The sequence below is a fragment of the Aphanothece hegewaldii CCALA 016 genome, from assembly GCF_003007785.1.
GTDB lineage: Bacteria > Cyanobacteriota > Cyanobacteriia > Cyanobacteriales > Microcystaceae > Chroococcus > Chroococcus hegewaldii.
In genome coordinates this window covers 22,166-44,743 of sequence record NZ_PXOH01000035.1, presented here as the reverse complement: position 1 = coordinate 44,743, position 22,578 = coordinate 22,166, and the positions used below count along the sequence as shown (strand labels likewise).

19 protein-coding genes, 1 tRNA gene and 1 pseudogene are annotated in these 22,578 nt (G+C 39.4%); 9 read left to right on the top strand and 12 right to left on the bottom strand.

The window, feature by feature from the left end; translation table 11 throughout:
- The 3 genes and pseudogenes from C7H19_RS21160 to C7H19_RS21150 form a co-directional block, all read right to left on the bottom strand.
- The coding region (locus tag C7H19_RS21160; protein WP_146136568.1) for a calcium-binding protein at positions 1-1,285 on the bottom strand (1,285 nt) is incomplete at its 3' end.
- 447 nt (positions 1,286-1,732) lie between these two features.
- Positions 1,733-2,317: a molybdenum cofactor guanylyltransferase gene (locus C7H19_RS21155; RefSeq protein ID WP_106458906.1), complete on the bottom strand. Its 585-nt coding sequence runs from the start codon at positions 2,315-2,317 to the stop codon at positions 1,733-1,735.
- Between the two features lie 65 nt (positions 2,318-2,382).
- A pseudogene (locus tag C7H19_RS21150) lies at positions 2,383-3,556 on the bottom strand (RNA-guided endonuclease InsQ/TnpB family protein).
- An 89-nt stretch (positions 3,557-3,645) separates the two neighbouring features.
- Between C7H19_RS21150 and C7H19_RS21145 the strand changes: the two are divergent.
- Complete coding sequence (locus tag C7H19_RS21145) at positions 3,646-3,969, top strand: hypothetical protein (protein WP_106458904.1); 324 nt, start codon at positions 3,646-3,648, stop codon at positions 3,967-3,969.
- Between the two features lie 113 nt (positions 3,970-4,082).
- On the opposite strand, the gene C7H19_RS21140 is transcribed toward C7H19_RS21145, so the two are convergent.
- Positions 4,083-5,030: an NAD-dependent epimerase/dehydratase family protein gene (locus C7H19_RS21140; RefSeq protein ID WP_106458903.1), complete on the bottom strand. Its 948-nt coding sequence runs from the start codon at positions 5,028-5,030 to the stop codon at positions 4,083-4,085.
- A 197-nt stretch (positions 5,031-5,227) separates the two neighbouring features.
- On the opposite strand from C7H19_RS21140, the gene C7H19_RS25945 reads away from it, so the two are divergent.
- The 3 genes from C7H19_RS25945 to C7H19_RS21130 are packed head-to-tail and all read left to right on the top strand — an operon-like array spanning position 5,228 to position 7,100.
- Positions 5,228-5,401, top strand: a complete 174-nt coding sequence (locus C7H19_RS25945; RefSeq protein ID WP_181280699.1) for a hypothetical protein — start codon at positions 5,228-5,230, stop codon at positions 5,399-5,401.
- 35 nt (positions 5,402-5,436) lie between these two features.
- Positions 5,437-6,207 (top strand): HAD family hydrolase, encoded by a 771-nt coding sequence (locus C7H19_RS21135; RefSeq protein WP_106458902.1) that lies wholly within the window; start codon positions 5,437-5,439, stop codon positions 6,205-6,207.
- Positions 6,204-7,100 (top strand): glutaminase, encoded by an 897-nt coding sequence (locus C7H19_RS21130; protein ID WP_106458901.1) that lies wholly within the window; start codon positions 6,204-6,206, stop codon positions 7,098-7,100. The genes C7H19_RS21135 and C7H19_RS21130 overlap by 4 nt, the downstream gene beginning before the upstream one ends.
- 2 nt (positions 7,101-7,102) lie before the next feature.
- On the opposite strand, the gene recJ is transcribed toward C7H19_RS21130, so the two are convergent.
- From recJ to clpS, 3 genes are all read right to left on the bottom strand, one after another.
- Entirely contained in the window at positions 7,103-9,070 is a 1,968-nt protein-coding gene (gene recJ, locus C7H19_RS21125) for a single-stranded-DNA-specific exonuclease RecJ (protein WP_106458900.1), read from the bottom strand.
- 77 nt (positions 9,071-9,147) lie between these two features.
- The gene (locus C7H19_RS21120) at positions 9,148-9,888 is read right to left on the bottom strand and encodes a CPBP family intramembrane glutamic endopeptidase (protein ID WP_245927695.1); all 741 of its coding nucleotides are present in this window, start codon (positions 9,886-9,888) and stop codon (positions 9,148-9,150) included.
- Between the two features lie 86 nt (positions 9,889-9,974).
- Positions 9,975-10,262 (bottom strand): ATP-dependent Clp protease adapter ClpS, encoded by a 288-nt coding sequence (gene clpS / locus C7H19_RS21115; protein WP_106458909.1) that lies wholly within the window; start codon positions 10,260-10,262, stop codon positions 9,975-9,977.
- Between the two features lie 268 nt (positions 10,263-10,530).
- Here clpS and C7H19_RS21110 point away from each other — a divergent pair, with 268 nt between their 5' ends.
- The 4 genes from C7H19_RS21110 to C7H19_RS21095 all read left to right on the top strand — a co-directional run bounded on the left by C7H19_RS21110 (position 10,531) and on the right by C7H19_RS21095 (position 14,365).
- Positions 10,531-10,809, top strand: a complete 279-nt coding sequence (locus tag C7H19_RS21110) for a hypothetical protein (protein ID WP_106458898.1) — start codon at positions 10,531-10,533, stop codon at positions 10,807-10,809.
- Positions 10,810-10,926: 117 nt separating this feature from the next.
- The gene (locus tag C7H19_RS25400) at positions 10,927-12,807 is read left to right on the top strand and encodes a peptidoglycan DD-metalloendopeptidase family protein (RefSeq protein ID WP_146136567.1); all 1,881 of its coding nucleotides are present in this window, start codon (positions 10,927-10,929) and stop codon (positions 12,805-12,807) included.
- 97 nt (positions 12,808-12,904) lie between these two features.
- Positions 12,905-12,976 (top strand) — tRNA-Met (locus tag C7H19_RS21100).
- A 171-nt stretch (positions 12,977-13,147) separates the two neighbouring features.
- Positions 13,148-14,365, top strand: a complete 1,218-nt coding sequence (locus tag C7H19_RS21095; RefSeq protein ID WP_106458897.1) for an Arm DNA-binding domain-containing protein — start codon at positions 13,148-13,150, stop codon at positions 14,363-14,365.
- A gap of 188 nt (positions 14,366-14,553) precedes the next feature.
- On the opposite strand, the gene C7H19_RS21090 is transcribed toward C7H19_RS21095, so the two are convergent.
- The 4 genes from C7H19_RS21090 to C7H19_RS21075 form a co-directional block, all read right to left on the bottom strand.
- Positions 14,554-16,188, bottom strand: a complete 1,635-nt coding sequence (locus C7H19_RS21090; protein WP_106458896.1) for an efflux RND transporter periplasmic adaptor subunit — start codon at positions 16,186-16,188, stop codon at positions 14,554-14,556.
- A 513-nt stretch (positions 16,189-16,701) separates the two neighbouring features.
- Entirely contained in the window at positions 16,702-17,493 is a 792-nt protein-coding gene (locus C7H19_RS21085) for a hypothetical protein (protein WP_106458895.1), read from the bottom strand.
- Between the two features lie 43 nt (positions 17,494-17,536).
- Complete coding sequence (locus C7H19_RS21080) at positions 17,537-18,916, bottom strand: hypothetical protein (RefSeq protein ID WP_245927692.1); 1,380 nt, start codon at positions 18,914-18,916, stop codon at positions 17,537-17,539.
- A gap of 127 nt (positions 18,917-19,043) precedes the next feature.
- Positions 19,044-20,963: a heavy metal translocating P-type ATPase gene (locus tag C7H19_RS21075; protein WP_106458894.1), complete on the bottom strand. Its 1,920-nt coding sequence runs from the start codon at positions 20,961-20,963 to the stop codon at positions 19,044-19,046.
- Positions 20,964-21,047: 84 nt separating this feature from the next.
- On the opposite strand from C7H19_RS21075, the gene C7H19_RS21070 reads away from it, so the two are divergent.
- Positions 21,048-22,160: a precorrin-8X methylmutase gene (locus C7H19_RS21070; protein ID WP_106458893.1), complete on the top strand. Its 1,113-nt coding sequence runs from the start codon at positions 21,048-21,050 to the stop codon at positions 22,158-22,160.
- A 7-nt stretch (positions 22,161-22,167) separates the two neighbouring features.
- On the opposite strand, the gene C7H19_RS21065 is transcribed toward C7H19_RS21070, so the two are convergent.
- Positions 22,168-22,578: a heavy metal-responsive transcriptional regulator gene (locus tag C7H19_RS21065; RefSeq protein ID WP_106458892.1), complete on the bottom strand. Its 411-nt coding sequence runs from the start codon at positions 22,576-22,578 to the stop codon at positions 22,168-22,170.

Genomic DNA, 22,578 nt, shown 5'->3' with positions numbered 1-22,578 from the left:
AAGAAATGCTATCGTTGCCATCTCCAGAAGAAATGCTATCGTTGCCATCTCCTCCAACTAAGCTGTCATTACCTGCACCGCCATCAATGTTATCGTTGCCTAGCCCACCAACAAGAGTATCATTACCTGCACCACCATAAAGGGTATCATTTTTGCTAGTGCCAGTCACCTGTAAGCGGTTGATGCCATCGAAGGAAATATAATCGAGGTAAGCGCTATTATTGCTGTTGTAGCGATAGGCAGCCCCATAGAAGCCTTCTGTATCATTATAGGCATACAGATACACCGCTTTTCCTGTATCACCGACTGAGTAGTCTATGATGAGTAGGTCATCTCCTGCACCACCAGAAACATTATCGTATACTCCTAATCCTGCATTTAATGTATCGTTGCCTATACCTCCATTCAGAGTGTCAGCGCCTGCACCCCCATTAAGAATATCATTACCATCGCCACCATTAAGGGTATTGTTCCCACTATTTCCCGTAATAATATTATCTAGTGTATTTCCTGTACCATTGATATTACTTGTACCAGTAAGGGTTAGGTTTTCGATGTTGGTCAGTGCGGCTATACTAAAAGTAACGCTGGCATTAATTGTATCGGTTCCCTCGTTAGCGTTTTCCGTGATGGTATCAGTTGTGGTATCAACAATATAAATATCATCTCCTGTACCACCAACAAGAAAATCAATACCCGCACCTCCATCAAGGGTATCATTACCACCTTTTCCATCAAGAAAATCATTCCCCGCAGTACCCAGAATATTATTAGGGTTATCATCTCCGATAAAATTATCCTGCTCAACTGCAATATTTTGACCATCAACTTTAACAAAACCTCTATCATCTTCTGCTTTCAACAACGCTAACTCATCATCTGTCAACGTTTCCCCTAAAACCAACGCGGAAAATATCGCCCCTTCATCTCCCGCACTATCACCCACATTCAACACGCTATCTAATTTATGCCCAATTTCTTCTAATAAAACTCTAACCAAAGCATCCGCATCACCTAACAAAACCTCAGAAAGATAAATCTTATTCGTCGATACGGCAAACCCACCCAGAGCACCATTCATCGCCGATGCACTTAAAACCTCAATCTCAGGAATAACGCTAAAATCCCCATTCTGCCAAGTATACGCTAAATTTCGCGCCACCGTCACATCAAAATTCTCACCAAATGCTACTGCTAATTGTCCCAAAAAACGATTCTCACTAACCAAAGTAATTAACGATTCTTGAACTGTAAGAAGGGCGACTAAAAGAGATGAATTAGGCATTTTGCGTTACTCCAGATTGGCTAAAAATGAGACAAAACTTACTTTAATGGACAAAAAAAGCTATTAATTTTTAGAAACAAGAAAAAATAAAACCCAGTCAATCAATTCGATAAATCCTTAATATGCAAGCTGAAATTAATGATTAAGCTTAGATATTTTTCCGCAAAGCTTTCTACAGCAAACTTTATAGTAAGGGAAATCCCAAAAGTTTACTTCATTGAAAAACGGTTAAAAAAACCAAAAAAATTTTCAGAAGGTGACATTTAAATTTTAAAAATGCTATTTTAAAATTTAAATGTCAATTTTTTTTTATATTATTTTTATTTTTGGTATCGTTATTATTAAAATCTCTAACTTTATCCATTAATATTACCTTTTTGGATAATAATTAATGATTATATTACGTGAAAATACGGTTGACATTTTAAGATTTGTAGAATATGTGACTTAAAAAAGTAAATCTTGGGGTGTATTACAGTTTAGTAAAACCCTAGGATCACTGACTAATATTTGTTGTACTGTGGACTGATTTAACCAACCTTGAAACGATCGCCCACCTTTTTTGATAAAATATTCTAGTGAAGCAAGACAACAACGACGGTAAAACCCACACAAAGGATGCCAAAGATCATCTTGTTTTGGTAAATAGGCGATCGCTGTTTCTGGTACACCAGGTAAAGAATTTGCCCATTGTTGAACGATCTCACTCGTTAATAAAGGTAAATCACAAGCGAGTAAAAGTATCCAGTCTGACTCAACGTGATTTAAAGCTAAAAAAAAAGCCACCAAAGGGCCATGAGTAGGGGTATTTTCTCGGATAAAATGACAAGATTGAGGAAGTATCGAGGTATATTGTTCAATCCAAGGAGAAATAACATACACATTCTGCGTACAATCACTAGCCACAGTATAAATTTTTTGTAGTAGCGGAATTCCATCAATAAGCAATAAAGCTTTATCTTTTCCCATACGAGAACTTTGTCCCCCGGCAAGAATAATCGCATTTAGGGAACTCTTAGAATAGAAAGCCATTTTTTTATCCTCAAACTAAAGACGTTGACATCCTCACCGCCATAAATGGCGATGATTCCCAAACCTTACGATTTGGGTTTCTGCTTCAATGCAGATGCCTTGACAGATTTACTCTGTTCGGGTCTTACACTCGCTCCACAGACTGACACCGCAAGAGAAAGCGGCCAAAATATTTTTACTTGCGTTAATATCTCGGTCATGGCTTGTACCACAATTAGGACAATCCCATTCTCGAACGCTTAACGGCATTTTCTCAACAACATACCCACAATCGCTACACCGTTTAGAACTAGGAAACCATCTATCTATTTCAATGTAATTTCTCCCGTACCAACGACACTTGTAGCTTATTTGACGAGTAATTTCACCCCAACTGGCATCTGATATAGATTGAGCTAACTTGTGGTTCTTGACCATGTTTTTCACCGCTAAATTCTCAACTACTATCGTTTGGTTTTCACGAACTAATTGAGTTGTTAGTTTATGTAAATGGTCTTTTCTCGTATCGCTAATTTGAGCGTGAATTAAGGCAACTTTGATTCTTGCTTTATCTCTATTTTTAGAGCCTTTCTGTTTTCTTAAAAGACTTTTTTGCGCACTCCTTAAACGGCGGTAGTGTTGTTTTAGATGCTTAGGATTAGAAATTTTCTTTCCATCACTGGTTACAAGCATTTCTCTAATCCCTAAGTCAATTCCTATGGCTTTATCCGAGACAGGCAAGGGTTTACATCTGGGGTCATCAAATCTTATTGAGATATGCCAACGTCCAGAAGGATGTAATCTAACTGTAACCGTGCTTGGTTCACAGAGGTCAGGAATTTGTCTTGACCATCGAATCGGCAAAGGTTCTGAACATTTTGCTAGATAGATTTGTCTGTCTTTCCATTTAAAGGCTGACTTAGTAAATTCTGCACTACCTCCCTGATGTTTTTTCTTGAAATTGGGGTACTTGGCATGGCCAGCAAAGAAATTAGTAAAAGCACTTTGTAAATGCCTCAACCCCTGTTGCAAAGGGACACAACTAACTTCATTTAAGAAGCTAAATTCTTCTTGCTTTTTCCAGTTGGTCAACATTGAAGACGTTTGATTGTATCCGACTCTTTCTTGTTTTTCGTACCAAGACTGAGTTCTTTCATGGAGAGCTTTGTTGTACACATATCTTACGCAACCTAACGTGCGCCGCAGAAGCGACTCTTGTTCGAGCGTTGGGTAAAATCGGTAACTAAAAGCTTTTTCCATGCCTTACATTCTAGCATATCTTTTGTGAAAATAGTACAATTAAAGAGTAAAGCCGTCCTTAAGGACGGGGTTTCTAACCCAAATTTTCGATGAATAATTCTGATCCTTTTTATGAAACAAAACTTAATAAATTGCAATTGATGGTTTATTTAATTCCTGTCGTGGGTTGGATACCTGCGATGTGGACACTTTACCACGGTAAAGGAAATTCGGCACAAAAATCAGTGAGCAGAATTTCGGTTACTTTAACTTTAACTTGGGCGATCGCTTATATTTTATTATGGACGAGTTCGAGTTTTGCTCTCCCAACCACAACCTTAAGATTGCTGTATTTTAATGGGTTACTAACTTCGGGTTATATTGTGGTGAGTTTAGGCTTAATCTTGCGTTTGTGGAAACGAAAATCTCGTTAATAGAATATAAAAAAGTTAGATATTATTATGGTTATTAATCTTAAAAAAAGATAGATTTTTTAGTAGGGGTTTGGTTTCCCAACCCAATTCACTCGACAAACCCTCTTGTTTAACTAATACAAACCTTGAATCCATTCCCATTCTTGAGCTAAACCATCATCTAAAGAAACTTGAGGATTAAACCCAATTAACTGTTTAGCTTTAGTCGTATCTGCACCGGTATGACGTGCATCGCCCATCGCTTGTTCTTGGTGATCTCTTATTATTTTATAACCCACAATTTCATCAATTTTATCTAAAACATCGCATAAAAAGACCCGACTACCTCCACCAATATTAAACACTTCTCCCACCGCTTGTGAGCAAGTTGCCGCCGCCAAATTAGCCGCTACAGCATCACTTACAAAAGTAAAATCTCTTGTTTGCTTACCATCACCATAAATCGGAATAGAATTTTTAAAAATAGCCGCTTTAAAAAACTTATGAAAAGCCATATCAGGACGTTGACGCGGCCCATAAACAGTAAAATAGCGTAAAGCCGTTACTGGAACGCCAAAATTATGATGATATAGCCAGCATAAGCGTTCTGCGGCAAGTTTTGTAATCCCATAAGGAGAAACAGGCTGAGGGGGAATAATTTCGGATGTGGGTAACGTTTCTGCATTTCCGTATACCGAAGAAGTAGAAGCAAAAACCAACCGTTTTAGGGCGGGAGTTTCTTTCACCGCTTCTAAAATAATTTGTGTCGCGTTGATGTTGCGTTCGGTATAATGACGAAAGCCAGATCCCCAACTTGCTCTAACCCCGGCTTGGGCTGCTTGATGAAAAACCGTCTCAACTTCTTTTAAAAGCGTTAACCAATCTAGCTGTTGGATATCAGCTTCTATCAATTCAAAATCTTTGTATTGCTGTAGTGGTAGTACATTTTTTCGCTTGAGTGTGGTGTCATAATAATCATTGAATTGATCCACACCAATAACCTTTTCTCCTTGTTGCAGTAAAGTTTCTGCTAAATGAGAACCAATAAAACCCGCAACACCAGTAACAATATGAGTAGCCATTCTGTTTGATAAGTCAGCGTTTATTTGTAAACCGAGTCATGACAACTCGATGATTTTTTGCTTATCTTACTGTTTTTTTATAACTTTTTGGAAAATTAACAAGTGATCGAGATCACAATTTTATCGCTTCTAGATCACTTTGCATTTGCTGAAATCCTATTACCATAAGTATTAAGGAAAATATTATAACATTAAAAATGGCTAGAGTCTCCAATGACCCCTTACAACCTAACCCATTTACAACCTATCGAGATCCTAAAACTGGTACTTGGATTGTAATTCAGTCTCAGCTAAAGGTAGATCTTTGTGTAGGCAAAAACGTAGAATCAAGTCAAATTTATCCAGTTATTGAGCAATCATCTACGGGTTAAGTTATGCTTTCTTGTGATCCTGCTATTATAACTTTATGCAGCCTTTATCGATTAAAAATGCTGATTTAAGACAAATTCGACTGATTGCCACCGATTTAGATGGTACGCTCACAAAAAAAGGCAAGTTTAGCCCAAAGCTATTACAAACGCTCGAAAAGTTGGCTAAACATGATATTACTGTCCTAATCGTAACAGGACGCTCAGTTGCTTGGGTTGATGGAATTAGAACTTATTTACCCATTGAGGGTGCGATCGCAGAAAATGGCGGTATCTATTTTCCATCATCTCATGACGAGCCAGAAATTTTGATTTCTATTGATAATTTAGTATCCCATCGTCAGGCATTAAGAGAAACATTTCAAGAGTTACAAAATTTTTTTCCTCATCTTGAAGAATCTTTTGATAATACATTTCGGATAACTGATTGGACTTTTGAGCTTCAAGGATTAACTTTATCTGATCTCCAAAAAATTAATCAATTTTGTCAATCTAAAAATTGGAGTTTTACTTATAGTACCATTCAATGTCATATTAAACCGTTACAGCAAAATAAAGCAAATAGTCTTTTACAAGTTTTAAAAAAACATTTTTCTATTTTAAGTCCTTACGAAGTTATGACCGTTGGTGATAGTCTAAATGATGAACCTTTATTTAATCCAGAATTATTCCCTATTTCGGTAGGTGTCGCTAATATTTCCCACTATTTATCTCAGTTAAAACACTCACCCCGTTATATAACTAATAAACCTGAATGCGACGGATTTTCTGAATTAGCTAATTTAATTTTATCTCAGAAAAATTTATGAAACCTCTTAATTCTATTCAAGGCGATAAACTCAATGAATGGCTCGTACAAGCCAAAAAACAAATACATCTGGGTCAATTGCCTAATTATATCCCATTACTCGGTCAAGCTGATCCAAATGAGTTAGCTTTTTACCTACTCACCCAAGATAATTATTGTGTTGCAGTGGGAAATATGGCTAAAACTTTTTCTTTAATGAGTGTGAGCAAAGTTTTTTCATTGCTTTATTTACTTTCTTTATATGGTGAAGAATTTGTTTTAAAAAGAGTCGGGACAAAAGCGTCTGAATATCCCTTTAATTCTTTAACACAACTGCAATTAGATCAAGGTTTACCGCGAAATCCAATGATTAATAGTGGTGCCATAACTCTCGCTGGTTTATTACCTGGAAAAAAATCTAATGATTGCTGTAATAATTTACGAATTTGGTTAAATGAATGTAGCGGTAGTAACCTTTTTTTAGATGAAAATATGCTAGATTCTGTTCGTTCTTTACCCAATCCGAAAAATATAGCTTTAGCTGAAGAATTACACAAAAGCGGATACTTAGAAAATTTAGAAATAGCCTTAGATACTTATCAACAAATTTGTTGTCTTTCGGGCAATATTATTGATTTAGCTAAGTTAGGAATGCTTTTAATTAATTCTCCTTTAATCTCATCACAAAATCGTCAAATTGTACACGAAATTCTGAGAGAATGTGGACTCTATGAAGAATCACAAACTTTAGCTTTTAATCAAGAATTTCCCACAAAATCTGGGGTTAGTGGTGCAATGTTATCCATCGTTCCCCAACAAGGTATTATTGCTTGTTATAGTCCTCCTTTAAATGATCATGGAAATTCTGTAGCTGGGTTATTTTTAATTGAAAAAATAGCTGATTTTCTCAACTAATTTTAACCAGATAACGCGGCTATAGCTTCTTTAATTAATTGATAATAATGGGGTTGTGTAACATCAATTGTTTCAGCAGTTTCTCGATTAATGCCTAATAAACCTGAGCGATGTCCTCGTTTGACAGATAAGACTTTACCTTCCTCATTTTTAATGCGTAATTCGTCTATTTCTTGCCAATGACTACAAATATAAGCACGTCCTTTATATTGAAAACTGGCTTTTTTTATAACATTATTTTGGATGTTAGTAAGTCGAATTCCGATAATTTCTAATTCAATATCTGTGTTACCATTCCAGATGTTTTCTCGTAATTTATAGGCGACATCAAAGCGAGGAGGTAGAGGAAAATATTGACCCCAACGCCATGCGATCGCTTTAATCTGACAGCCATCATCTTGCGCTAAAGTTACCTTGAGATGATTTTTTCCGATCATTCTCTGTTCAATTACTCTAACATTTTCTGTCCAAAATACAGGAAAATCATTTCCAATTCCCCAAGGTTGTAGACTATCAATTTGTTGATAGAGTGCAGCATTCAATTGACTAAAATTAGCTTGGGCATCAATTTTAACCAAAGGTTTAAGATATTCGATTTTAAGACATTGATGGGCAAACTGACTTAAACGCTTTTTAAATAACTCTAAATTTTCAGTGGCTAAACTAAACCCACCTGCTGCTTTATGTCCACCAAATTTACCTAAAAGATCTCGACAAAACTCTAACGCTTCAAATACATTAAATTCTTGTATTCCTCTGGCCGATCCTCTAATCTTAGTCGTATCTTCTTCCTCATAAGTTCCAATAAAAACAGGAACCCCGTAACGTTCAACTAAACGAGATGCGACAATTCCGATTACTCCATGATGCCATTCTGGGTGAACAACAACTAAAATACGATCGCTTTTCCATTGTATCGGAGTATTTTCGATCAAATGAATCGCTTCTAATTCTATTTGTTCGCATAAAGTTTGACGCTGATGGTTGATTTGTTCGCATTGCATCGCCCTCATTTTAGCAATTTCGGGATCATCCGTTGTCAGGAGTTCAATTACAATTTGCGGATCGCCAATACGTCCTACAGCATTAATTCTAGGGCCTAATCTAAAACCAATATCATCGGGTTTGACTGGTTTTTGTTGATCACTCACCCCCGATTTCTGCATCAATGCTTGTATTCCTGCTAGTTTAGACTTGGGCAACTTTTTTAAACCCCGTTTTAACCAGCGACGGTTTACCCCAGTCAAAGGGGCTAAATCTGCTATAGTTCCCAGTGTGAATAGTTCTAAGAGTTGATCCGTTAATCCCTGTAATTTTCCTAAATGTTGTGCCGTAGTGACCGCTAAAATATAAGCAACGCCCACACCTGCTAAACCTTGATAGGGTGAATTAAAAGAAAGTAATTTAGGATTGAGAATCGCATCGGCAGGGGGTAAAATTTCGGGTAAATCGTGATGATCCGTAATAATAACCGTTAATCCTAATTCTACAGCCCTCGCAATCGGTTCATAGGCGGAAATTCCATTATCAACCGTTAGAATAACACCAACTCCAGCCGAGGCGCATTCTTCAACGATACGAGTATTAATTCCGTATCCTTCTTTCATGCGAGACGGAATCAGATAGTTGACATCTGCGCCTAAATGTGTTAGTGAGCGGAGTAGTACTGCAGTACTGGTCATGCCATCTGCATCATAATCCCCACAAATAATAATTTTGTCTTGAGATGCGATCGCTTCGGCTAATAAGTCTACACTCAGTTTAAGATCAGAAAACTCATCTAGAGGTGAGGGAAGATTTTGACTTTCAGGGTTAAGATAAATCTGAGCGAGATCTGAAGTAATAATCTCTCTATTGAGTAAAACTTGGGCGAGGATGGGGAATAATCCTGTATTTTGTACTAAATGTTCAACCGATGTCTTATTAGCTTGAGCAATAAACCAGCGTTGATCGGGTAATGAATGAGACATTGTGTAGTAGCATGAGCAGATTTTAGACTTTTATTTTCTCTTGGTTGCGGGTATTTTGCTTAAAACAACCAAGAATATTAAGGATTGAGGGATTGTTTGCGTCTGACCACAAAGTATAGAATACTGAGGAAAAATAAGCCCATTACACCCGCTAATGGGTTGCGATCGACTCCTGTAATTAAAGGAGATACAGTATTAGTATAAGTGATCAACTGACCCACCTGAATGACATAATAGCCCCAGACTAGCCCCCCGTGTATACCGATGCTCATTCCTAAGCGACCTCGGTTAAGATGTTTTGTTATACCTAACGTTAAACCCAATAAAACTAAAGCGGGAAACTGAGGGAAAGTCCGAATAATTTCTGCGATCGGTTTAAGAAAATGGAAGGATGAATACAGTAGCGCAGTTTCCCAAATCGCCGTAGTAAGATTATAGTCCTTTTCTAGTTCATCTAAAATCCAGCCACGAAAAAATAATTCTTCAGCAAAACCGATCCCAAAAGAGACGATCAGCCCTTCTAAGATAATACGTCCAATCGATGCAGTAGGCGTTTTAAATGTCACCCAGGAGAAAACAGCTTCGACGATAAATAGCAACCAAACCAGTAGAAAACCAATACTTAAACCATTAATGAACTCAACACGATTCTGATGAGTCCACATAATCCCATAATGTGTTAAACCTTGATCATGATGATGAACTTGACGACTCCAGCGACGCAGTAACCAAAGGAATTCAGCATACAAGATCACCATTGTCAAGATCGTAACCAGATTAGGATCAGAACGGAAAAAGAAATAAATCGGAATGGCCAACGGTAGCCATAATGAAACTAAGATAAGAATGAAAATGCCCAGCCTCAATGGTGCTGGGTAAGTAGCAAGACGTTTATTAAACACTTTTACTCATCGGGTTCAATAGTACTACTTAAACCATTTGCTTTTAAGGTTTCACTATAAAACTCAGCGTGTTCTAAAGCGCAAGTGATCACCAAAGCTAACCCATTAGTATGAGCTTCCATCATAATATCAACCGCTTGAGGCTGGGTCATTCCTGCGATCGTTTGCATCAAAGTTAGTACCACGTGTTCCATCGAATTATAGTCATCGTTATGGAGTAAAACTCGATAACGGGGTGCATGTTTACGAACGGTTGAGGTTGTACTTTTTTCTATTACTTCTGTTGAAATCATTTTTGTCCTCTCGGTGGAACGGATTTGAGTCAGAGAACTTAGACCACCTTTTATGATAATCAAAGTTTTGCCTCTCGACCAACATTAGAAAGCTGGATCTCAAAAAAATAATCTTTGAGCGATCATGTTACATCGACTCATTAAATTGGGCATACTCAGCAAGAGAAAGCTTTTAAGAGATAATGTGGTGAGTGAGGAGTAAAGACGTACTATAGCACGTCTTGAGAGCGCAAAAATAAGAAATTTGTATAAGGAATTGCTCCAAATGCGAAAAAAGATCGACTTAGCTTATCAAAATTTCCGAGGGTTTTGCGGTGAGCATTGCCTTTTTCAAGAAAAACAGATCATTTTTCTAGGATTGGCAGAAACTTTCTTTGAACAAAATCGTCTAACTATCCATTCTAAAAACCAGTCCATCAAACGAGGTATTTTAGTTCATGGAGCGATGAGACGGGCTTGTGTAAATGGGAAAACTAAGCTAACCTTTCATAGATATCATGACCCAAAGATAGATTTAAGTGAGGTGTTTGGCATAATTCATTAACAGACTAAACAGAAACCCTGTGTTAAAAAGCACAGTTATCGTACAAGACCAATCGAGTCATATTGAACATTAAGGACTTATGACACGAGATAAAGGTTTATAAAGAAAGAGGCATTTATGAAAAAAATGGTAACGACTTCCTCAGATTTGACAGACACCACTCAATCTCTAATCGATTTGTTGACCGATTCTTTAGAAGAAACGAACAACCCCAATGAAGGAACAAACAAAAATTGCTGTTCAGTTATTCTGAGTTTAGCGATTTCGATGGGAGCATCTAGCTTATTGTTAGCGAACACAAATCAATCGGCGTTTGCTGCTGATGTACCAACCCCTCAAAGCACTTCAGTCGAACAAAACGAACAGAATCCATCATTAATTCTAAGCCCTGAAAACTATCATCTTGAACCAGAAGCGATCGCACAAGGAAATAACCCTAAGCGATCATATGATCTACAAGTGGGACAAACTCTTAAAATTGCAAGTCCTGAAAATCAAATATCTCCACGCTCAGAAAAAATCTCTACCCCAGAATTGGAGCAATCTCTAAGCAATCTTAAAGAAAGCCGGAGAAAATTACAAGAAAGTCTAGCCGCTTTACGGTCTAATCAAATTATCTCTCAACCTACTGTGATCGCTCAAACCCCAATTCCAGTAGTAGAAGAACCCATCAAACCCTTTAGTGATCCGATTAATGAGATCGATGAATCTTCTTCTTTAGCGATCCAATTAAATCACCCTATTCCGATCGTTGTACCCACTCCAGACACAGAAGTTAGTAATATTCCGCCTCAACCCACACTTATTAAAGACGACGAAGTAACACCCCAAACAACAATTTCAACTACAGTAGCATCTACTCAATCAATCCCTGTAGTCGAATCCTATACAGAACCCGTGTCAGAAGAACACGCCGTGGCCTTCCCAACACCGAAACTGATTACACCGAATCAAGAAACCTATTATAAAGTTCAAGTCGGAGATACCCTGAAAACGATCGCTAAATCTCATGGTATATCAGTACAAGCATTAGCCGAAGCGAATAAAATCACCGATCCAAATACGATCAAGGTGAATCAATCTTTGATTATTCCCTCTAATTCCCTTGAAGTCCAAGAAGCGAACCAACTGCCACCAGTTCCCCAAGTCAAACCGATAGAAACAACTTCTACAGCTAGAGGGTTTGCAGTTAAACCGAACAGTGCGATCGCATCTTCCCAATCTTCAGTCATTAGTCTTTCTGTCGAATCTCCCACACAAACTCAAACCGAAAAATTACGAGAAGATTTCGCTTATTTAGAACAAGCTGAAGAAAACCCTAGAGATCAAGTGTCTGTTAGTATTCCAATTGACGCTGACACGACTGAAATAGAAGTACCACAAACCCGTAATTCAGAGTGGGATCACGATAACAGGCGTTCAGCCTTTAAAAGACCCCAAAATATTGAATCAAGACCCATTAATGACAAACCGACCATTGTGGGGACAGCATCCATTCAAGTAGAGCCTTATATTGATAATCTACAGATTCCAGTCGGTACAACCGTTGATCCTGAATTTCCGTCTCTGAATAACCCTAACCAATATTTACCCGAAACCCAACCCGTATTTCAAGGATTTATTTGGCCAGCAAAAGGGGTTCTAAGTTCGGGTTATGGCAGACGTTGGGGAAGAATGCACCGAGGAATTGATATCGCGGCTCCCGTTGGTACACCCATTATTGCAGCAGCACCAGGTCAAGTGATCTCCGCCGGTTGGAATAACGGAGGTTATGGCAATTTGGTTAAAGTTCAACATCCTGATGGCAGTGTCACTTTATATGCTCACAATAGCCGTTTGTTGGTGCGTCGCGGTCAACAAATACAGCAAGGACAACAAATTGCACAAATGGGTAGTACAGGATTTAGCACAGGTCCCCATCTCCATTTTGAAGTACATCCTAATGGAAAAGGTGCCGTTAATCCGATCGCCTTTTTACCTAAGAGAGAGCGTCGTTAATGTCATTCGGGAAAGCAAACAACTTTCCCCTTTTTTTTCAAAAAAGTTGTTCAAAAGTTTAAACTTTGTTGTATAATTAAATATTGTGGAAAGAAACGGCTCAGTAGCTCAGTGGTAGAGCAGGGGACTCATAAGCCCAAGGTCGCAAGTTCAACTCTCGCCTGAGCCATCAGAATAACAAGCAATTCAGCAAAGATTCAAGAGAATACCTGCTGAATCATTTGGGTGTTTTTAGAGCAGTTTGGGTCAATAATTGGGGTAAAATTGGGGTAAAATATAGTACAGATGACTTGCTTATCTTCTAGTTATCCAGTTTTATCGGATATGAGTAGACTCCCTCATGTACAATGAAAATTTTTCAGGTAAAGCCTCCAAAGGCACTGTCAGTCTTAAGATTTCCAACAACCGTATCCAGCTTGTCTTCACTGTAGGAGGCAAACGCCACTATCTCTCTACCGGACTGGCAGATACACCGGCCAACCAAAAGGTAGCGGCACGAAAAGCCGCTCTTATTGAAGATGACATTTATAAAGAAAAATTCGATCCAACCCTACAAAAGTACAAGCCACAGTTAATACCAACTACCGTTACCCCGATTGTTCTCCCAAACAACGAACCATCGAAAACCTCGCTTCTGGAGCTATGGACTTCGTACACCGAATTTCAGCGTAAGCATCTTGAGGAGTCAACGATTCTGCGAGATTACGGCAAAATTGAGAAGCGGATTCGGAAGTTCCCCAAGCAGTTTGTGGAGGATGCCATTGACGTTCAGGCCTACCTGCTGAAGAATTATTCTACAGAGGTAACGAAACGCACTCTCAAGTATTTAAGTGCTTGCTGCAATTGGGCAATGAGGAAACGGCTGATTGCAGAGAATCCTTTTAAAGAGCTTGCCAAGGAAATCAAAACCAAGAAAACCAGTCAAGTATCTCGCAAACCCTTTTCTCGTTCTTGTGTAGCGGCAATTATTTCCGCATTAGAGCATAATATCTATTCTTCTCGCTATTCTTCAGTGCCTCACTCCTACTATGCTCCCTATGTCAAATTTCTCTTTCACACAGGTTGTAGACCAGAAGAGGCAATCGCTTTGAAGTGGAGGCATATTGAAAAGGATCGCATTCATTTCTGTGAGGCGGTCGCAACGGATGTGCGAGTTAGGAAAACAACAAAAACCGATAAGCCTCGCTATTTCCCGATCAACGCTGAACTACAAACGATTCTTGAGATAATCAAGCCAGACAACTGTACTTCGGATTCTCTCGTATTTCCTGCTAAAAATGGCAGGGAATTAGATGCTCATAATTTTCTCAACCGGGTTTGGAAGCCTATAGTTCAGGCGTTAGTCAAGGAAGGTAAAGTTAGAGAATACTTGCCTCAATATAACTGTCGGCATACTTTTATCACTCTTTGTCTCGAAGATGGAATCCCATCTCGCAGAGTTGCAGATTGGTGTGGCACATCGGTTCACGTAATCGAAGATCACTACGCGGGCGCAATCGCTCAGATCCAAGTCCCCTCTTTTGGACTGGTGCAAACCGAATCATCAATCAACATCTGAATTCCCATTAAGCACTCAACTTAAGCGTCAATCTCCAACATGAAGGTATCTAGTCCTAAAAGGAATCGTTTCTCCTGTAATGCTTTTCTAGATCTCTAAGGGCAAGATATCAACCTAATTTCTGAGCTAAATTGACGAGATGGGAGACAAAAAAAAGGGGGGACAACCAATTATGTAGACTCAATTCTTTAGGATTCTTCATAGGCTTGTTCATCCATTTTTGTCGAAGAATTTGAAGATGAGGAACTATTTAGATAAATTTCAGTTTCGTATTGAGAAGTATTTTTAGGCTCAACAGGAATAATTTTAGATTGACGACGACTCTGCCAGAAAGAGCCTGCCCAAAAGGTACCTCCGATCATTGCTGTTCCTATGGGAATCACGAGCCACAAGGGTAATTGTTCAGAATTTGTTACAGTATCCTTTGTTGGTGAAGAAACTTCTTTTTCGTCACTTTCTGCGCTTGGTATCCCACCTTTAAGAGATTGAGCATACAGTTGAGGCGCACGCTGAGTAACAATTAAATCATCCTCAAATAGTCCACTTTTGACTTCTACTAATTGATCTGAGGTTTGTCCTAGCCTTACTTCTACAGGCTGGAACGCATCACCATTTTGTAAATAGACTAATTGTTTACCATTCGCCTCAACAACTGCTGATGTAGGAATTGCTAAAGTATTTGTAGAAGATCGATCCATCAAAACTTCTAGTTCGGCAAACATCCCTAGTTTAAGTAGACCGTTTGTATTATCTAATTCGGCTTTGACTGGAACAACTCTGGTTTCTCCTTCAACATTTGAACCAATCAATGTAATACGACCTGTAAAAACTTTTCCCGCTAATGATGCAATTTTGGCATTAACCCGTTGACCTTTTCTAATCTTAGCTAGATCCTGCTCATAGATATTGGCGGTGATGAAAATGCGATCGTCATTAACAATAGTCATTAACCTACCCCCTGCATCCTGAAAGGTTTGACCAATACTCACTTCTCGATCTACTACTCTTCCTGTTATTGGTGCGGTTACTACAACTAAACCTTTATCATTAGCACGAGTTCCAATTTGTTGTAGTCGAGACTGATAAGCTTCATTACTTAGACGAAGGCGAGTTTGAGCAACTTCTAAATCTGATTGAGCGCGTTTGAGTTGATTTTCGGCTTCAAGTACATCTTTACTACTTGTGGCAGTGGTCAATTGTGCTTTCCCTTGCGCTAAATGAGCTTGCGACTCCAAGAAATCACGGCGTGGTAAGGCACCCGCTTCATAGAGCTCCCGATCTCGATCATACTTTTCTTGAGAAACTCTTACTTCAGTACTCGCTTGAACAATTTCTGCTTGAGCAATTTGACGCTGACGTATTAAATTTTCTTGAGCAAGTTTTAAATCCGCTTTGGCTTTCTCAACATCAGCCTCAGCCTCAGCTTGTTTTTCAGTTGCCGTCACTCGTAACTCAACTAATTCAGGTGCAGCTACAACCGCCACTGATTGACCTGCTTTTACTAGATCTCCTGGTTTGACCAATAGTTCAACAACTTTGCCTGATGTCGGTGCTGTCACTTCAACTTGACGGTTGGGTAAAGTTTCGATCTGTCCTGTGGTTTTAATGCCGACCGAAAGACGCTGGCGTTTTACTGGCTCGACTTTAATTCCCATCTGTTTTGCTGTTTGAGCATCAACTTGGATCGCTTCGGTTGTTTGATTCGACTCACCACTGCCTTGAAATTCGTCTCCATGACCGCCATGAGCCAAAACGATCGCGGGAGTTGTCAAGAGAATAAGATTCAAAAAAGTTGCGGAGAAAAAGGTTAAGGTCTTTGACATTGAGGGGTACCATGAGTTGCGTGTAAGTAGAACCAGCGAATAATAGTTAAAAAAGATTAAAGTTAAGTCGTTTCAATTTAAAAAAGACAGATATAAATAAAGTTGCTAAAATTAATTCATATTTATAGTGTTTCAACTCAAAATGAAATTAGAATGAAATGAGCAAGTTTTCTCAATCGTCTGTCGCTTGGTTAGTGAAAAGCAGCTATTGAGATAAACTTACCAGACGGGGTGACAAGCATTCTATAAGCTTTGCCAAATAAGGCTTTCAGCCTATAGTCCTTAAAAAAGATTGTCTAGCCATTTCATCAAAAAATAGGAAAATTTAACCACAGAATCAGGCTTTCCTAAATTAGAGATCGTTTATTAATGCTCCTCAAGCCTATCTATAAGCTTTAATCTTTTTGAAGGTCAACTAGCTTAAAAGCATTACCAATAAGGGTTTCAAAGAGTTTGTCACCCCGTGAGTTCCTTTATATATCGTCGGATACAATCTCAGGATTGTTATTCATCCTAAAATCCAAAAGAATAACCAACCTTAAACCGTAATTCGCTACGCTCTCCTCCACCAGTCGCAATATCCCCTTCTAATCCAATATCAACAACACTTCGTAAGCTGACTTGCTGCCGAAGACCCACACCCGTTAATAGAATCGCGCCTCCTTTACTATCCTCACTCGCTCTGACCCCCATCTCGGCTAGAAAAGTTTTGTCAAAACGTTTTGGATAACCAATCGGTCTAGAGTACCCTAAAATTAAACCGGGAATCACCGATCGTTCTTCGCCATCAGTATCGGTTTTCAGATTTAGATCGAGATTAAGATGGAGGCGATTATATTGTCCAACGGTTTTACTAGCAATCCCTCGTAACCGTACATCTACCCCCCGCGAGTCCCGTCCAGTCGGAAATCCAACATCACCCCGAATCGCAAAAGCAGGTACATTATCGTACTCTCGATTGAAATTATGGAACACCCCGACTGATAGATTACCTACATCAAAATCAGTATCGTCTGTATCTGCTTTACCCCCAACTCTAGGATCTAGACCAATTACTAAATGACTATTAAGGGCAAATCCATACAGATATTCAATATCAAAAGATCCCCCAACACTTCGATTACTCGGTAGGTTTAATCCTGCACCAAATTCGATTGATTGTTCCCGATAGGCAATACTTTCCGCATCATCAAAAGATAGGGGACGACCTGCATCAAGATTATTGTGATCGACGGCACTAGCGGGATTGAAGGCTACAATGGTAGATGAGATGACTCCCCAGAATAAGATTCTTTGTAAATTCATTTTAATTTTATCGGCTTGATTGATGGTTTTGGATAATAACGAATTACTGCTTAGGCTTGGACATTGAGGGTTCAGAGAGTTTTTGAGTCGGTTGTGGCATCGGATGGGTCATACCAGGCATCGAATTATCGTGATTCATATTCGGCATGGAATTGTTATGTTGCATTCCTGGCATCGAATTATCATGATTCATATTCGGCATTGAGTTGTTATGCTGCATTCCTGGCATTGAATTGTTATGGTTCATACCTGGCATTGAGTTATCATGATTCATATTCGGCATTGAGTCAGAATTGTTCTGATTTTCTGACATATCATGTCCTTGATGTTCAGTGCCTTCAGGCATTAAACCCATACCTGGCATTCCTGCCATAAAACGATGATCATGCAATCCATCACCCCCGTAGTTTTGTCCTGCTTCCATTCCCTCATGATTTTTCGCCATTACTAACCAAATCGCCCGTTGAATTTGTTCTTCTTTTTGTTTTTCAGTGATCCAATCTGAGGCGAGAATATCGTTAACCATATCGTGTAACATATGCAGATTATCAAACGTATTAGCCAGTTGTGGGAAGCGTTGAGCAAAGCGTGGACTCACTTCAGCAAACATCGGCATAAACGGGCGGTCTGTCCGATACAATTCAACCTCATGATATTGTTTGCCAACTGTAGCATAAGCCGTTTTTTGTTCTTCTAAAGTTTTGCCGTACAACAGATCGTACATACTGCCTTGCAACCAGTGATAACCCCAAAAAAGCCCGTTGACTTTGGGATATTCTTGACGAAACGCTTTTGAATAAGGCTGTCCATCGAGATAACCCATATTCATCGGTAAACCTGTAACCGCATAGGGGACATTTTTGATGTAAAATTCATACAATCGTTCAATTTCTGCTTCTTTTTCGGCTTCAGTCATTTTGGTACTGACTAAGACATCTACAGTTTGAGCGTGAAGAACATGCGTCCAGTCAAACACCTGTTCTAATACACCATACTTGCGTCCGAACGTAGGTGAGATATTCGCTTCATCGGGCATAAAACGCGGCGGATTTTTTAAGACATAGTTAATGCGCTCAAAAGTTTTGCTTTCTAACTCTTTTTCTTGTCCCGTGACTAAATCTTCGTAGGCTAAAGCATGACCAACGGCAACCGCATTTATATCTAGGGCAAGGGGTTTAATATTATAGACGGCATCATTATAGACACCCCGTTTGCGATAGATATGATTTTCCTTTTTGTTGTTCATCCAACTGGGTAAGTCAGTAGGTATAGGCGGTAAGGCTTTCGGTTCAGATGAAGTATCCATCTGGGGGGTCGAATGCCCTTGATGTTGTTGGGCAGTTACCGAATAAATTTGAATCCCCAAGACTAGAGCAAGTGTACTGGTAAAAAGGGTAATTTTTTTGAGTAGTTGATGTCGCATGGCGAAAGTCCGTAGTTCTACTTCGTATTTTGATTAATTGGTGAGTCTAGCTCTCTCAATTGAAATAGTTTAGGAGAGAAAAATGAAATAAGGATGAAATTTTAAATAGGCTACATCTAGTTATTCTTTAGGTCTGTTCATTTCTTAGCAGTCGTAAACCACTAAGTGTTACCAAGACTGTAGAACCTTCATGCCCTAAAACTCCCAGAGGTAAAGTAATATGTCCAGTAAAATTAGCAATCAGGAGGAATACAATAAAACTCAGAGCAAAGATGATATTTTGTTTGATAATACGCTCAGAACGACGACCGAGACGAATCGCATACTCTAACTTTTCTAGACGATCTGCTATTAATACGATATCTGCTGTTTCAAGAGCAACATCACTTCCCCCAGTTCCCATAGCAATTCCAACTGAGGCCTGTGCCAAAGCTGGAGCATCATTAATTCCATCACCTACCATTGCTACAGTGCCATACTGTTTTTGAAGTCGTTGAATGACCTCAACTTTATCTTCAGGTAATAGTTCTGCATATACTCGATCTACTCCTGTTTGCTGGGCGATGCTGTGGGCGGTTTGCTCATTATCTCCCGTTAACATGGCAATGAAGCGAATACCTAAATATTTTAAATGAGCGATCGCTGTTGAGGCTGTAGGTCGCACAGTATCAGCAATAGCAATAATCCCCAGAATTTTGTTAGCATGAGCTACCCAAACGACGGTTTTTCCGCTCTGTTCCCACTGCTGGCTAGATTGGAGGAAGGTTTCATTTTCTAAGTTAATTTGGGTTTGAACAAAAGTCGCTTTCCCAACGACCGCTCTTTGACTATCGAGAACGCCAGTAACGCCCTTTCCGACTTGAGCTTGAACATTAGTTGCGCTACTCCATTCTAGTTTTTGTTGACGAGCCGTTTGTACGATCGCTTCACCAATCGGATGCTCGGAAAAACTTTCTAAAGCGGCAGCGACTCGAAGTAATGCCGCCTCATCTTGGTTGAGGGCGATCATCTGTATTACTTCTAACTTTCCTGTTGTCAGCGTTCCTGTTTTATCAAATGCGATCGCTTTGACTCGTCCCATCATCTCCAACTGTGCGCCATTTTTGAATAAAATCCCCTGTCGTGCGCCGTTGGCAATTCCTGATAAAAGAGTCGGCATAATTGCCGCCATCAAAGCACAAGGTGAAGCCACCACTAGAAAAATCAGCGTCTTATAAATCGTATCTTCCCAAGTCCAACCCAATAGAAACGGCGGTAGCGTTCCGAGCAGAAAACCGCTTATAACGATGATCTTGGCATAAATCCTCTCAAATCGTTCAATAAATTGCTGTGAGGGAGGCGTTTCTGTTTGCGCTTGCTCGACAAGACGAATTACTCGTTGAATTAGACTACTCTCTGGAGGTTGATGAATCGTTAGTCTTAAGGCTCCATTCCCGTTGAGTGTTCCTGCAAAAACTTCATCACCGACTGTTTTTTCCACAGGGAGCGATTCCCCTGTAATCGATGCTTGGTTGAGGGTGCTGTATCCTTCGACTACTATTCCATCAATAGGAACCCATTCACCGGGTTTAACTAAAACCCGATCCCCAATTTGCATTTTAGCAACTGGAACAATTTGTTCCTGACCATTAACCAGCCGTCGTGCGGTATCTGGTGTTAAACTCATCAACCCTCGGATGCTACGTTCAGTGCGCTGCATGGCGTAGCTTTCTAATGCGCCACTAATGGCGAAGATTAAAATGAGGACTGCACCATCAATGATGAAGGAATATTGCTGTTGCCACAAACCTAGAATAGCCGCACCTAATGCAGCAATAATCATCAGTAAGTCTACATCTAATTCTTTTTCTTGAAATAACGTCGTCAGTCCTTCTCTTGCACTGCTATATCCGCCGATGACATAGGCAAATGGCAAAATGAATAAGCTCAAACCTAGCCAACCGAGATGGAGAGTAAGCCAACCCAAGAAAACGAGAACGGCACAAATGCTTGCAGTGATAGCATCAGGATGTTCTTGAAAAAGGTTTTCGATAGAAGAAGATGACATGGTAATAATTAAGCCTGATTAACACTTTCACTTTACACATTGACATTAGTGTTAATGTCAACCTAATTCACTAAAATAATAAGAATGAAAGACCAGTATTTAACGATTAAAGAACTCACCAAAAACGTCGGGGGGAAGGTAACGCCTCGAATGGTACGTCACTATCACACTTTAGGGTTGATGCCACCCGCACAACGTTCGTCAGGAAATTATCGGCTTTATACTCAACAGGATGCTCAACGCTTAAAGCGAATTGTTGCCCTCAAAGAACAAGGATTTCAGTTGTCGCATATTCAACAGTTACTCACCAACGACTCAGAGACAGAAGTTAATCCAACATTGATGACGCAGCTACAGCAGCAATATCAAGCAGTGATTAGCCAGATTTCTCGACTTCGCCAAACGGCTACTGCTTTAGAAGGAATTTTAGGACGAGATGAACATTGTCAAACTCTACAAGCTAACTTATTAGCACATCTCAGGCTACTCGAAGTAGAAACACAAGATAGCTTAGAAGGGCTAGAGCAACTATGGCAAAATTTGGATGCTGCTGTATCTTCTCATCCTGAAGATTTTAAAGAATCTTTACAACACTTGCTACCTGAACTTTGCGATCGCTCGGAAATCGAAATCGATCTGCTTTCTCAATTGGTTTTAGCTTGCGGTGATGTTAGTATCATAAATTTTGTTCGGTTGAGTCGTGATGCGATCGCTGCTGCTCGTCATGCAATGCTCGCTCAGTGTCAGATTGTGGGCGATGTACCTGCTGTCACTGCGACGCTCGATCAAACTCGATTAGCTCATTTGAAATGTCAGGTTACAACCTTAATTAATGATCCTCATGTTACTGATGTCGTAGAAGCCGAGCAAGCATTCTGGCAACAATCCACCTGGGTCGAAAACTTAGAAAAAATTCCCCCTCAATCGATCTTAATTGTTGGTTATGCTCCATCAGTTCTGATGAAGATTTGTGAAGCAATTTCTTTACACCAAATTCAACCTGCTTTAGTAGTGGCGATGCCCATTGGTTTTAGCCATGCTCCCGCCGCTAAACGCCGATTAATCCGTTCTGGGATTCCCTATATTACGATTGAAAGAACAATGGGAGGAGGGCTTTTAGCGGCTGTTGTAATTAATGCTTTGGCTAAATCTCTCATCGACAAACCCAATTGTCACTGCTATCTTCAATCTTTGTAAGTGAGTGTTAATTTCCTTCGATAATCGGACAAATTAAGGCTTCATCATCTTGAGCAAGATCTTCTCTGTCGAGTAATCCTTGCAATTCCCGTTTGAGAATTTGAAGTTGTTCGATTTGCTGCTCAATTTCGGCGATTTTTTCACTTAATTTTATTTTTACTTGGTCACAAGGTAAATGTCCTCCATCATGAACCTCTAAAAACTCTTTGATTTCTGATAAACTTAAGCCCAATTTTTGAGCGCGTTTGATAAAGTTAAGGCGTGAAAATACATCAGAATCAAATAATCGATACCCTCCTTCTGTTCTGCCTGAAGCTTTGAGCAAACCTAATTCTTCGTAGTAGCGGATTGTTTTAATCGGTACGCTACTTTCTTTAGCGACTAAACCGATCTGTTTTAGTGATTCTTGTGCTAACAT